General features: G+C 68.2%; 12 protein-coding genes. 7 read left to right on the top strand and 5 right to left on the bottom strand.

Going from position 1 to position 11,519, the window contains the following annotated elements; all coding sequences use genetic code 11:
* Nucleotides 1–87 precede the first annotated feature (87 nt).
* A complete protein-coding gene (gene typA / locus NDB2M1_RS03065; RefSeq protein ID WP_072379411.1) occupies nucleotides 88–1,914 on the bottom strand; it encodes a translational GTPase TypA in 1,827 nt (608 codons plus the stop codon).
* Between the two features lie 206 nt (nucleotides 1,915–2,120).
* Between typA and NDB2M1_RS03060 the strand changes: the two genes are divergently transcribed.
* Nucleotides 2,121–2,537: a DUF805 domain-containing protein gene (locus tag NDB2M1_RS03060; RefSeq protein ID WP_072379409.1), complete on the top strand. Its 417-nt coding sequence runs from the start codon at nucleotides 2,121–2,123 to the stop codon at nucleotides 2,535–2,537.
* A gap of 131 nt (nucleotides 2,538–2,668) precedes the next feature.
* Here the strand turns inward: NDB2M1_RS03060 and NDB2M1_RS03055 are convergent, their stop codons facing one another.
* Together NDB2M1_RS03055 and NDB2M1_RS03050 are read right to left on the bottom strand one after the other, a co-directional pair.
* Nucleotides 2,669–5,203, bottom strand: a complete 2,535-nt coding sequence (locus NDB2M1_RS03055) for an ABC transporter permease (protein WP_253185748.1) — start codon at nucleotides 5,201–5,203, stop codon at nucleotides 2,669–2,671.
* A gap of 79 nt (nucleotides 5,204–5,282) precedes the next feature.
* Nucleotides 5,283–5,981 carry an ABC transporter ATP-binding protein gene (locus NDB2M1_RS03050; RefSeq protein ID WP_072379407.1) on the bottom strand — a complete coding sequence of 233 codons (699 nt, stop codon included), beginning with the start codon at nucleotides 5,979–5,981 and terminating at the stop codon, nucleotides 5,283–5,285.
* 205 nt (nucleotides 5,982–6,186) lie between these two features.
* On the opposite strand from NDB2M1_RS03050, the gene NDB2M1_RS03045 reads away from it, so the two are divergent.
* Nucleotides 6,187–6,870 carry an arylesterase gene (locus tag NDB2M1_RS03045; RefSeq protein ID WP_072379405.1) on the top strand — a complete coding sequence of 228 codons (684 nt, stop codon included), beginning with the start codon at nucleotides 6,187–6,189 and terminating at the stop codon, nucleotides 6,868–6,870.
* A gap of 149 nt (nucleotides 6,871–7,019) precedes the next feature.
* On the opposite strand, the gene recF is transcribed toward NDB2M1_RS03045, so the two are convergent.
* Nucleotides 7,020–8,090 (bottom strand): DNA replication/repair protein RecF, encoded by a 1,071-nt coding sequence (gene recF / locus NDB2M1_RS03040; protein ID WP_072379402.1) that lies wholly within the window; start codon nucleotides 8,088–8,090, stop codon nucleotides 7,020–7,022.
* An 83-nt stretch (nucleotides 8,091–8,173) separates the two neighbouring features.
* Between recF and NDB2M1_RS03035 the strand changes: the two genes are divergently transcribed.
* A complete protein-coding gene (locus NDB2M1_RS03035; RefSeq protein WP_216233930.1) occupies nucleotides 8,174–8,611 on the top strand; it encodes a VOC family protein in 438 nt (145 codons plus the stop codon).
* Here the strand turns inward: NDB2M1_RS03035 and pspF are convergent.
* Nucleotides 8,608–9,648, bottom strand: coding sequence for a phage shock protein operon transcriptional activator (gene pspF / locus NDB2M1_RS03030; protein ID WP_072379401.1), 1,041 nt, complete (start codon nucleotides 9,646–9,648; stop codon nucleotides 8,608–8,610). The two genes, NDB2M1_RS03035 and pspF, sit on opposite strands and share 4 nt — an antisense overlap.
* A 185-nt stretch (nucleotides 9,649–9,833) precedes the next feature.
* On the opposite strand from pspF, the gene NDB2M1_RS22540 reads away from it, so the two are divergent.
* The 4 genes from NDB2M1_RS22540 to pspC are packed head-to-tail and all read left to right on the top strand — an operon-like array spanning nucleotide 9,834 to nucleotide 11,505.
* Nucleotides 9,834–9,998, top strand: a complete 165-nt coding sequence (locus NDB2M1_RS22540; RefSeq protein WP_171955305.1) for a hypothetical protein — start codon at nucleotides 9,834–9,836, stop codon at nucleotides 9,996–9,998.
* A complete protein-coding gene (pspA, locus tag NDB2M1_RS03025) occupies nucleotides 9,998–10,813 on the top strand; it encodes a phage shock protein PspA (RefSeq protein ID WP_082364844.1) in 816 nt (271 codons plus the stop codon). The genes NDB2M1_RS22540 and pspA overlap by 1 nt, the downstream gene beginning before the upstream one ends.
* Before the next feature lie 3 nt (nucleotides 10,814–10,816).
* Entirely contained in the window at nucleotides 10,817–11,125 is a 309-nt protein-coding gene (pspB, locus tag NDB2M1_RS03020; RefSeq protein WP_054123717.1) for an envelope stress response membrane protein PspB, read from the top strand.
* Complete coding sequence (gene pspC / locus NDB2M1_RS03015; RefSeq protein WP_072379399.1) at nucleotides 11,122–11,505, top strand: envelope stress response membrane protein PspC; 384 nt, start codon at nucleotides 11,122–11,124, stop codon at nucleotides 11,503–11,505. Before pspB ends, pspC begins: the two co-directional genes overlap by 4 nt.
* Nucleotides 11,506–11,519 lie beyond the last annotated feature (14 nt).

The raw sequence follows: 11,519 nt of genomic DNA, 5'->3' as shown, positions 1-11,519 counted from the left end.
GGGTGACAGTTTCAAGGTGCGAAGACCACAATAAATGGTCTTCGCACATGACTATCGCAGGTATGAAAGGCTGAAAATGCGCAGCGCTTACGCCGCTTCCTTCTTCCGGCTCGCCTTCTTGCGCTCATGCGGATCAAGGATCGCCTTGCGCAGGCGGATCGACTTCGGCGTCACTTCGACCATCTCGTCGTCGTCGATATAGGCGATGGCCTGCTCCAGCGTCATGATCTTCGGCGGGGTCAGGCGGATCGCGTCGTCCTTGCCGCTCGACCGGAAGTTCGTCAGCTGCTTCGACTTCATCGGGTTGACTTCGAGGTCTTCCGGCTTCGCGTTCTCGCCGATGATCATGCCTTCATAGAGCGGCGTGCCAACGCCCACGAACAGGATGCCGCGCTCTTCGAGCGGCCCAAGGGCATAAGCAACCGCCTCGCCGGTGCCGTTCGAGATCAGCACGCCGTTCTTGCGGCCCTCGATGCGGCCTTTGTAGGGGCCGTACTTCTCGAACAGGCGGTTCATGATGCCGGTGCCGCGCGTGTCCGAAAGGAACTCGCCGTGATAGCCGATCAGCCCGCGCGAAGGAGCGGAGAACGTGATGCGGGTCTTGCCGCCGCCCGAGGGGCGCATGTCGATCATCTCGCCCTTGCGGTTGGCCATCTTCTCGACGACCGTGCCCGAGAATTCATCGTCCACGTCGATCACGACCGTTTCATACGGCTCGGTGCGCTCGCCGTTCTCGTCCTCGCCGAAGAGCACGCGCGGGCGGCTGATGCCCAGCTCGAAGCCCTCGCGGCGCATCGTCTCGATCAGCACGCCCAGCTGCAGTTCGCCGCGGCCCGCCACTTCGAAGCTGTCCTTGTCGGCGCTCTCGGTCACGCGGATCGCGACGTTCGATTCGGCCTCGCGCTCGAGCCGGTCGCGGATCATGCGGCTGGTCACCTTGGTGCCCTCGCGCCCCGCCATCGGCGAATCGTTCACCGCGAAGCGCATCGAGAGCGTCGGCGGATCGATCGGCTGCGCGTGGAGCGGCTCGGTCACGGTCGGATCGGCGATGGTGTTGGCCACCGTCGCCACGGTGAGGCCCGCGATCGAGATGATGTCGCCCGCCTTGGCTTCGTCCACCGGCACGCGCTCGAGCCCGCGAAACGCCATCAGCTTGGAGGCGCGGCCCGTCTCGACGATCTTGCCATCCCGGTCCAGCGCGTGGATCGGCGAGTTCACCTTGATCGTGCCCGACTGGACCTTGCCGGTCAGGATGCGGCCGAGGAAGTTGTCGCGGTCGAGCAAGGTCACGAGGAACTTGAACTGCCCGTCGACATCGGCGGCCGGCGGCGGCACGTGGTCGACGATCTTCTGGAACAGCGGCGTCAGCGTGCCCTCGCGCGCGTCCTGGTCCTCGCTCGCATAGCCGTTGCGGCCCGAGGCATAGAGCACCGGGAACTCGAGCTGCTCGTCATTGGCATCGAGGCTGACGAAAAGGTCGAACACTTCGTCGAGCACTTCCTGCGGACGGCCATCGGGGCGGTCGATTTTGTTGACGACGACGATGGGCTTGAGGCCGAGCGCCAGCGCCTTGCCGGTCACGAACTTGGTCTGCGGCATCGCGCCTTCGCTGCTGTCCACCAGCAGGATCACGCCGTCGACCATGCTCAGGATGCGCTCCACCTCGCCGCCGAAGTCGGCGTGGCCGGGGGTGTCGACGATGTTGATCCGCGTGCCTTCCCACTCGACCGAAGTGCACTTGGCCAGAATGGTGATCCCGCGCTCCTTTTCGAGATCGTTCGAATCCATCGCGCGCTCTTCCACGCGCTGGTTGTCGCGGAAAGTGCCGGACTGGCGGAACAACTGGTCCACCAGCGTGGTCTTGCCATGGTCGACGTGCGCGATGATCGCGATATTGCGCTGGGCATTGGACATGAGCATGCTTTCGGTTGAATATCTGCGGCGCAGCCCGCTGGCTCCGCCGTATCCGGCCAAACTGAGGCCGGACTAACGGGCGCGCGCTTACCCGCAATTGTGCGCTGCGGCAAGGGTACGTGGGTGCCAAAGCGGGGGCAATGCTTGCCGCACCCGCCGATTTGTGGCTCAACCTTGCCAAACGGCACCACCACGGGAGGCGCGCGATGAACTGGATGCTCATGCCATACCGGCGCTACGCCGAGTTCACCGGCCGCTCGCGCCGCCGGGAGTACTGGAGCTTCGTGCTGTTCTATATCCTGGTGTTCGTGGTGCTCAACGCCCTGTTCGGCACCAACGAGCTCACCCGCACGCCCACCGGTTTCGGCTATGGCAGCCGCCTCGTCGGCGGGGGCGGCGTGCTCGGCGGCCTCTTCGCGCTCGCCAGCTTCATCCCTGCACTCGCGGTTTCCGTCCGCCGCCTGCACGATCAGGATCGCTCGGGCTGGCTGCTGCTGCTCGGTCTGATACCCTTGTTCGGCGGCTTCGCGCTGCTCGTCCTGATGTGCCTCGAAGGCACGCGCGGCCCCAACCAGTACGGCCTCGATCCCAAGAACCCCAGCAGCGTCGACATCTTCAGCTAGTCACAACCGGAAGCCCCCCTCCCCGGCGGGGAGGGGATGGGGGAGGGGGCTCGGCCTCTCTGGCAAACGTGGCGCACCCCCACCCGGCCTCCCCCGACCGGGGGAGGGGAAGAGAAGATTAGGGGTCAGCGCTAAAGCGCTCGCAGCGCCTCGGCCGGCCGCGTCCGCAGCACCGAAAGCGAGCCCAGTACCGCCAGCACCAAGACCAGCGCCACCCCGCCGCCGAGCACAGCGAGCACACGCCCCCAGTCCGGCGCCCAATCAAACTCGAACAGTTCCACGATCACCAGCCACGCCGTCCCCCCGCCCAGCACCAGCGCCACCGCCGCCAGCACCGCGCAAAGCAGCGCATATTCCGCCGCCAGCAGCGCCAGCAATTGCCCCCGGCTCGCGCCCAGCACGCGCAGGATCACGCTGTCATACTGCCGCGCCGCCCGCGCCGCCGCGATCGCGCCCGCCAGCACGGCAAGCCCCGCCAGCACCGCCACCCCCGCCGCCGCAAAGATCGCCGTCCCGACCTGTCCCAGCAGCGTGCGCGCCTGCCCCAGCACCGGCCCCACTTCGATCACCGAGCTTTCCGGCAGTGCCTTGACCAGCCCCGAAAGGATCGCGCGGCGCACCCCATCGCGCTTTTCCGGCGCAGCCAGCGTGATCGTCGCAGCGTAAGTATGCGGCGCGTCCTCCAGCGCATTGGGGCTGAACACCAGCGCATAGTTGAACCCGAACGAGGACCAGTCGATCCGCCGCAGCGACGCCACCCGCGCCTCGCGCTCGGTCCCCAGCAGGCTGATCCGCAGCTTGTCACCCACCTTGAGGCCAATCGCTTTCGCCTGATCCGCATCGACCGAAACCAGCGGCTCGCCCTTGTAGTCCTTCGGCCACCAGCGCCCCTCGGTCAGCGTGTTGCCCGGCGGCACCTCGTCGGCATAAGTCAGCCCCCGGTCGCCGCGCAGCAGCCAGGTCTCGTCGGGCACCGCCTTCAGCGTGGCGACATCGGTCATCGCACCCTCCGGCCCGAAGGCCAGCACGGTGCCGCGCATCGCGGGCACCATCCGCACCGCCGCGCCGGGCGCCTCGCGCCGCACCAGCGCCTTGAACGTCTCCGCGCCTGCCCCCCTCGGAACATCAAGCACGAAGTAATCCGGCGCCCGCTCCGGCACGCGCTTGGCGATGTTCGCATCGATGCTCGTCTGCACCGCCGCCAGCAGCACGAAGGCCGCCAGCGCAAAGCCGAGCGCCACCACCAGCGCCGATGTCTGCGCGCCCGGCCGGTGCAGATTGCCCAGCGCCATCCGCAGCAGCGGCCGCGACGGACGCGGCAAGCGCGCCGCCCCCCACGCGAGCGCCCGCCCGATCAGCGCGAGCAGCGCAAACACCGCTGCCGCACCGCCCAAAAACCCGGCTGCAAGCCAAGGTTGCGGCGAAGTCAGCACCGCCAGCGCGGCAATCCCCATCAGCCCGAGCCCGACTGGCAGCACCCACAACGGAACCTTCCACCCGCGTCCCACAGGCGCCACCCGCGCCCGCAGCAAGGCCATCGCCGGCACCCGCCGCGCTTCCAGCAAGGGCGGTGCCGCAAAAGTCAGCGCGATCAGCAGGCCATAGGCGCCCGCCACCGCCAGTGCACCCGCATCCACGGTAAAGCCCGGCGGGATCGGCAGCAGCCCCTCCAGCGCCCGCGCCAGCAGCGGCGTGATTCCCACACCCAGCGCCAGCCCAAGCGTAAGCGCCGCCAAGGCCGCCGCCGCGATCTGCAGCAGATAGATCCGCACCACGTCGCCCGACTGCGCACCCAGAATCTTCAAGGTAGCAATGCTCGCCCGCCGCATCTCGAGGTACGAGGATACGCCCCCCGCGATCCCGATCCCGGCAATCCCCAGCGCGGCGAGCGCCACCAGCACCAGAAACTGCCCCATCCGCTCGACAAACCGGTCCAGCCCCGGCGAGGCCTTGTCGCGCGTCTTCACCTGAAAACCCGAATTCACGAACCGCGCCTTGAACGCGTCCGCCAGCGCCGCCGCATCCGCTCCCTTGGGCAGGCGCACGCGGTACTTCCAGCGCGCCATCGAGCCGACTTGCACCAGCCCCGAAGCCCCCAGCGCCGCCTCGCTCACGATCACCGTCGGCCCCAGCGCAAAGCCTTCGGAAAGCCGGTCCGGCTCACCCGCGATCACCCCGCCGATCACCAGCTCGGCGTCGCCGACGCGCAGATGGTCCCCCGCCTTCACCCCCAGCCGGTCGGCTACGCCGGGGTCGATCCACGCGGTCATCCCCTGCGGCGCACCCACCACGCGCCCGCTGTCTACCTTGAACTGCCCGTACAGCGGCCACCGTGCATCGACAGCCTTGAGCTCCACCGGCGCGGCATCCTCTCCCCGCCGTGCCATCGCCTGCAGCCGCGTTCCCTGCGAGACCGTGCCCAGCACCTGCATCGCTGCCAGCTCATCCGCCGCAGCTTCACGCCCCGCCAGCGTCAGCTCCAGATCGCCGCCCAGCATCGCTTGCCCGCGCGCCGCCAGTTCGCGCCCGATCCCGCCGGTCAGCGTTCCGATCGCCGAAAGCGCCGCTGTCCCCAGCACAAGGCACACGATCAGCAGCCTGAGGCCGCGAAACCGCCAGTCCAGCCCCCGCCGCGCGAGGCGCCACGCCAGTGCCCAGCGGTTCAAGATCCTTGCTCCAGACAAAAAGGCTCGCTCACCCTGAGCCTGTCGAAGGGTCCTCGCGCAACCTCGGCCCCATAGCCCCTCACGCCGCGCTGTCCGAGGCGATCCGCCCGTCCTCCAGCCGCACGATCCGCCCGCAGCGCCTCGCCAGGGCCTCGTCATGCGTCACCATGATCAGGGTCGCGCCCGCGTCCGAGACCTGCGCCAGCAGCAAGTCCGCCACCGCCTCGCCATTGGCATGGTCGAGGTTGCCCGTCGGCTCGTCGGCAAACACCAGCGCCGGACGCGGCGCCAGCGCGCGGGCAATCGCCACGCGCTGCTGCTCGCCGCCCGAAAGCTGCGCCGGATAGTGCCCCAGCCGGTGCCCGAGGCCGACCGCCTCCAGCGCCGCCTTTGCCTGCGGCGCCGCATGGCGCTCCCCCGCCAGCTCCAGCGGCGTCGCCACGTTTTCAAGCGCGGTCATCGTCGGCAGCAGGTGGAACGCCTGCAGCACCACCCCGATCCGCCCCCGCCGCGCCGCCGCCAGCGCATCTTCCGAAAGGCCCATGAAGTCCTGTCCCGCAACCGTCAGCGTACCCCCGCCGGCGCGCTCCAGCCCCGCCAGCACCGCCAGCAGCGAGCTCTTGCCCGAACCCGAAGGCCCCAGCAGCGCGAGCCGCTCGCCCGCTTCCACCCTCAGGCTCACCCCGCGCAGCACGTCCACCCGCGCCTCGCCCTGACCAAGGCTGAGCGTGATATGGCGGGCATCGATAAGGGGCGAAGCGGGGGAGGGGCTTGTCACCTGTCGACATTGGCATAGATCAGTTGCATGGTGCAACCTGATCTAAGGCGCACCCCCATTTCCGTTCGTCCCGAGCGAAGTCGAGGGACAAACGGCCGAGCGCAGCCGAGGCCCCACGCAAGTTCTCGGCTTCGCTCGAACAGGTCCCTCGACTTCGCTCGGGACGAACGGGTAGGTGGAACTGTTTCTTATGCCGGGGACTCCGATGCGCCGCCTTCTGCCGCTTATCGCTTTTGCTCTCGCCGCCTGTTCGCAGAGCGCGCCCGTCCCCGAAGCCCCGAAATCGCAGGCGAGCGCCACCCCCGCCATCCCCGCCGACGCCCCCGTCATCCTCGCTTTCGGAGACAGCCTCTACGCCGGCTACCGCCTCGCGCCCGGCGAAGGCTATCCGCCTCGCCTCGAAGCCGCGCTCAATGCGAGTGGCGTGAAGGCCCGCGTCGTCAATGCCGGCGTCTCGGGCGATACCACCGCCGCCGCGCGCGAGCGCCTCGCCTTCACGCTCGACAACCAGAGGCGCAAGCCCGCACTCGTCATGGTCGGCCTCGGCGGCAACGACATGCTGCGCGGCCTCCCCCCCGCCGAAACCCGCGCCAATCTCGATGCCATCCTCACCGAGCTCGACAAGCGCCAGATCCCCGCGCTGCTCACCGGCATGCTCGCCGCGCCCAACATGGGGAAGGACTATGTCGCTGCCTTCAACCCGATCTACCCCGCGCTCGCCGCCAAGCACAAAGCGCCGCTGGTGCCGTTCTTCCTGCAAGCGGTGATCGGCAACGACAAACTGATGCTGGACGACCACGTCCACCCCAATCCGGCGGGTGTGGACAAGATCGTCGCGGCCACCAAGGACGAAGTGGCCAAGGCGCTCAAGGCGGCCACGTCGCGCTAGAACCCACCCCCAACCCCTCCCGCAAGCGGGAGGGGAGCAGGACAGCGCACAGACAAAGCCCCTCCCGCTTACGGAAAGGGAGAGGACACCACTGCTCTTTAAGCCCCTCCCGCTTGCGGGAGGGGTTTGGGGTGGGCCGCCTGCAAACACTACCGCGCCACCGCCCCATCCGCCACGCGCCACACTGCCGCATCCGCCCCCAGCGGTTCGAACGGCGCCAGTTCCGTCCCCGTCATCCACACTTGCGCCCCGGCCTTGCCCAGCCGCTCGTAAAGCGCGGCCCTGCGCAGCGGATCAAGATGCGCAGCAATCTCGTCGAGCAGCAGCACTTGCGGCCGCGCTCCCTTGGTCAGCGCGGCATGGGCGAGCACGATCGAAATCAGCATCGCCTTCTGCTCACCGGTCGAACAATCCGCCGCCGGTGCGTCCTTGCTCTCCATCCTGACGCCCAGATCATCGCGGTGCGGCCCGACGAGCGTGCGCCCCGCCGCCCGGTCGCGCCGCCGGCCTTCCCGTAGCGCCCCTCGCAGCGCATCGACTTCCACCGGCCCGCCCGCCACATAGGCCAGGCCCGGCCGCGCAAACGGCGCCTCGGGCAGGTCCGCCAGTGTCTCCGTCAGCCCCGCGATCAGCGCCATCCGCGCCCGCGCCAGCTCCGCCCCCGCTTCGGCCAGACCCGCCTCGATCCCGTCGAGCCACAGCGGATCGGGCTCGCCCGGCGCCTCCAGCAAACGGCCCCGCTCCCGCAGCGCCGTTTCATAGCGGCTCGCGGCCCGCGCATGCCCCGGCTCCACCGCCAGCACCAGCCGATCGAGAAACCGCCGCCGCGCCGAGGCGCCTTCGGCAAAGAGCCGGTCCATCGCCGGGGTGAGCCACGTGATCGAAAGCCATTCGCCCAGCCGCGCCGCCGGACCATCCGCGCCGTTGATGCGCACAGTCCGCCGCCCCGGTGCCGCCGGAGACGTGGAGGTCGCCAGCAAGACCGCGCCGTCCTCCAGTTCCGCCGCCACCGCAAAGCTGCCGTCCCCGCCGCGCCCCGCCATCTCCGCCGGCTGCGCCCGCCGCAGGCCCCGCCCGGGCGAAAGCAGGCTGATCGCCTCCAGCACATTGGTCTTGCCCGCGCCGTTCTCCCCGATCAGCACATTGAACCGCGCCGTCCCCTCCAGCCGCGTCGCGGCATGGTTGCGAAAATCGCGCAAGGTGAGGCGGGTGAGCGGCATCGGTTCGCGGCGTTAGAGCTTTTGCGCGCGCGGTGCAAAGCTGCCCGATTGACAAGACCCCGTGCCAAACGGAAACTCACCCCATGCGCTTCCTCCTCCCGATTGCTGCCGCGCTCCTGCTCAGCGCCAACGGCCCGGCACCGAGGCTCCCGATGAACCCCGTCGTCCATTTCGAAATCCCCGTCACCGATCTCGACCGCGCCGTCCGCTTTTACGAAGCCGTGTTCGAGATGAAGCTCGCCCGTCAGGACGTCGATGGCTATGCCATGGCCTTCTTCCCCCGCGCCGATGGCAAGCCCGGCGCCAGCGGCGCGCTCGCCAAGGGCGATGTCTATGTGCCCACGAAGTCGGGTGCGATCCTCTACTTCGATGTGCCGAGCATCGACCCGGTCCTCGCCCGCGCTGCGGCGAGCGGCGGCAAAGTGCTCTATCCGAAGAAGGACATCGGCGAGGCAGGTTTCGTCGCCGAGATCGAAGACAGCGAAGGCAACCGCATCGCGCTGAGCGCGCCTGCAAACTAGCCCACTTCCCCCCGCTCCAGCAGCCCGTGCTTCCTCAGGCAATGCCGCAGCTGGTCATAGGTCAGCCCCAGCGCCTTCGCCGTCTGCCGCTGGTTATACCGGTTGCGCCCGAGATGGTGCTCCAGAATGGCCCGCTCGTGTGCATCGACCGCGCTGCGCAGGTCCGCCACCGCGTCGAAATCGCTGGCGACCGCCGCCGGGGCAGGGCGGTCCACCGCTGCCGAACGCGCCGGCACCGGCGCCCCCATCAGGGCAGCAGGCCGCCACGGGCTTTCAAACGGATCGAACTGGATATGCCCGATCGCACGGCCCGGATCATCCCAGCGATAGACCGCGCGTTCCACCACGTTGCGCAGCTCGCGCACGTTGCCGGGCCAGGCATACTTGTCCATCTGCTCGCTGACGTGCGCGGCGAACCCCGGCCACGCAGGCCAGCCCAGTTCCGCCGCCATGCGCCGCCCGTAGTAGTCCGCCAGCACCGCCACATCGCCCTCGCGCACGCGCAGCGGGGGGAGGGTGATCACCTCGAAGCTCAGCCGGTCGAGCAGGTCGGGGCGAAAGCGGCCTTCCTCTGCCATTCGCGGCAGGTTCTCGTTGGTCGCCGCGACGATGCGCACGTCCACCGTGATCGGCTTGTTCGCCCCGATCCGCGCCACTTCGCCATATTCCACTGCGCGCAGCAGCCGTTCCTGCGCGCCCATCGAAAGCGTGCCCAGTTCGTCGAGGAACAAGGTGCCGCCGTTGGCTTCCTCAAACCGCCCCGCCCGTGCCCGCGTCGCCCCGGTAAAGGCGCCCGCCTCGTGGCCGAACAGCTCCGCCTCGATCAGCGTTTCCGGGAGCGCCGCACAGTTCATCGTCACCAGCGGTTCCTGCCACCGTGTCGAGAGGCGGTGGAGGCGTTCGGCGATCAGTTCCTTGCCCGTCCCGCGCTCGCCAATCACCAGCACCGGGCGGCGCATCGGCGCGGCTCGGCTGGCGCGCTCCACGGCATCCAGAAACGCGCTCGACTGGCCGATGAACTGGACTTCGCGATCCATGGGGAACCCTACCCTTGTGAACGCGCCTAGGAGTAGCAGAATTTCCCAAACCTAGGCAAGAATTCCCATATAAGCATTTCCGCCGATCCGCCGAAACCGCGTATTTTGCGCGCTTCACGCGAATTGGCACGCCTCCTGCAAAGCATGGTGCATACCCGGCAACGGGATCTGACAGGAGACTACCGATGTACACTGCCCGCTTCTTCTCGACCCAGCTCGGCCGCGCGGCGCTGATCAGCATCGCTGCAATGTTGGCGCTCAACGTCGCCGTCGCTACCCGCCCGGTTTCGGCCGCTGCCACCCCCTCGGTCGTCGCTTCGAGCGCCGCGATCACGGGTGAGCTCGCCTGATGGGCGCCGATACGCCCGTTCGGCCTTCTGCCGGCGGGCGCCCGCAATCCCGTTTCGAAATCGAGCTTGGTGCGCTACGCCAGCACGACAACGAGACCTCACGGCCATTCACGCCTTTTGCCACCGGAGCCAACCTGATGGGCATCTTCTCCCGCACCCGCGACATCATCGCCGCCAACTTCAACGACCTGCTCGACAAGGCCGATGACCCGGCCAAGATGATCCGCATGATCATCATGGAGATGGAGGAAACCCTCGTCGAAGTGCGCGCCTCGGCTGCCCGCACCATCGCCGATCAGAAGGAGATGGCCCGCCACGTCGCCAAGCTCGAGAGGCTCCAGGCCGATTGGGCGGACAAGGCCCAGCTCGCTCTTTCGAAGGGCCGCGAGGACCTCGCCCGCGCCGCGCTGGTCGAAAAGAACAAGGCCGCGGACATGGGCGCCCAGCTGCGCAGCGAGATCGCCATTCTCGACGACTCGATGCGTGCCTACGAGGCCGACATCGAAAAGCTGCAGACGCGCCTGCGTGAAGCCCGCAGCCGCCAGACCGCGATCGCCGCGCGCCTCGAAAGCGCCGAGAACCGCGTCCGCCTGCGCACCTTGATGACCAACGAGCGCGTCGACGAGGCACTCGCCCGCTTCGACCAGCTCGAACGCCGCGTCGATTATGCCGAAGGCCGCGCCGATGCGCTCAGCCTCGCTGATGGCCAGCCCGCCAGCCTTGCGGACGAGATCGCCGCGCTCGCCGGGCAGGACAAGGTCGACGAGGAACTCGAAGCGATGAAGCGCGCGCTCGGTGAGAAGAAGGAGGGCTGACCGATGGAAGACATCGTCGTTCCGCTGATCGCGATGGTCTCGCTGTTCATCGCCTTCCCCTGGGTCGTGCTCCACTACATCACCAAGTGGAAGACCGCCGCCACGCTCACGTCGGGGGACGAGGCGCTGCTGGAGGAACTCTACCAGCTCGCCCGCCGGCTCGATGAGCGCATGGATACCGTCGAGCGCCTCGTCGCTGCCGACAATCCCGAATTCCGTCCCGCCCGCCTTCTGCCCGATCGCGACGAGGACAACCAGAAACTGCGCGAGCTCGACCGCATGCTCGCCGCACAGAGGGGGACTTCCAAATGAGCAACCAGCTGCCCCAGCGCACCAAGTTCTATCGCGACAAGGTCAATGGCAAGTTCATGGGCGTCTGCTCGGGGATTGCCGACTACACCGGGATCGATGTCCTCTGGATCCGCCTCGGTTTCATCGTCCTCGCCTTCTCGATGGGCTGGCCGTTCCTGATCTACTTCGCGCTGGGCTTCCTCGCTGAAAAGAAGCCGGCCCGGCTCTACGCAGACCGCGAAGAGCAGAAGTTCTGGCAGGGCGTGCGCCAGTCGCCCTCCCGCACGGCCCGCGAAGTGCGCTCGTCGTTCCGCGACATTGATCGCCGCCTAGCCGAGGTCGAGCAGTTCTACGTATCGGGCAACCCGCGCCTCTCCGCCGAAATCGAAAAGCTCCGGTAAGCGCCGGATCACCT

Origin of the sequence: Novosphingobium sp. NDB2Meth1 (assembly GCF_900117425.1) — a bacterium.
In the GTDB taxonomy this organism is placed as follows: Bacteria; Pseudomonadota; Alphaproteobacteria; order Sphingomonadales; family Sphingomonadaceae; genus Novosphingobium.
This window is presented reverse-complemented; position numbering and strand designations above follow the sequence as displayed.

Excerpts from the sequence above, each read along its gene's own strand:
- recF (WP_072379402.1), bottom strand. The coding sequence starts at position 8,090 with ATGCCGCTCACCCGCCTCACCTTGCGCGATTTTCGCAACCATGCCGCG.
- pspB (WP_054123717.1), top strand. The coding sequence starts at position 10,817 with ATGGAAGACATCGTCGTTCCGCTGATCGCGATGGTCTCGCTGTTCATC.
- pspA (WP_082364844.1), top strand. The coding sequence starts at position 9,998 with ATGGGCGCCGATACGCCCGTTCGGCCTTCTGCCGGCGGGCGCCCGCAA.
- NDB2M1_RS22540 (WP_171955305.1), top strand. The coding sequence starts at position 9,834 with ATGTACACTGCCCGCTTCTTCTCGACCCAGCTCGGCCGCGCGGCGCTG.
- NDB2M1_RS03035 (WP_216233930.1), top strand. The coding sequence starts at position 8,174 with ATGCGCTTCCTCCTCCCGATTGCTGCCGCGCTCCTGCTCAGCGCCAAC.
- typA (WP_072379411.1), bottom strand. The coding sequence starts at position 1,914 with ATGTCCAATGCCCAGCGCAATATCGCGATCATCGCGCACGTCGACCAT.
- pspC (WP_072379399.1), top strand. The coding sequence starts at position 11,122 with ATGAGCAACCAGCTGCCCCAGCGCACCAAGTTCTATCGCGACAAGGTC.
- NDB2M1_RS03045 (WP_072379405.1), top strand. The coding sequence starts at position 6,187 with ATGCGCCGCCTTCTGCCGCTTATCGCTTTTGCTCTCGCCGCCTGTTCG.
- NDB2M1_RS03060 (WP_072379409.1), top strand. The coding sequence starts at position 2,121 with ATGAACTGGATGCTCATGCCATACCGGCGCTACGCCGAGTTCACCGGC.
- pspF (WP_072379401.1), bottom strand. The coding sequence starts at position 9,648 with ATGGATCGCGAAGTCCAGTTCATCGGCCAGTCGAGCGCGTTTCTGGAT.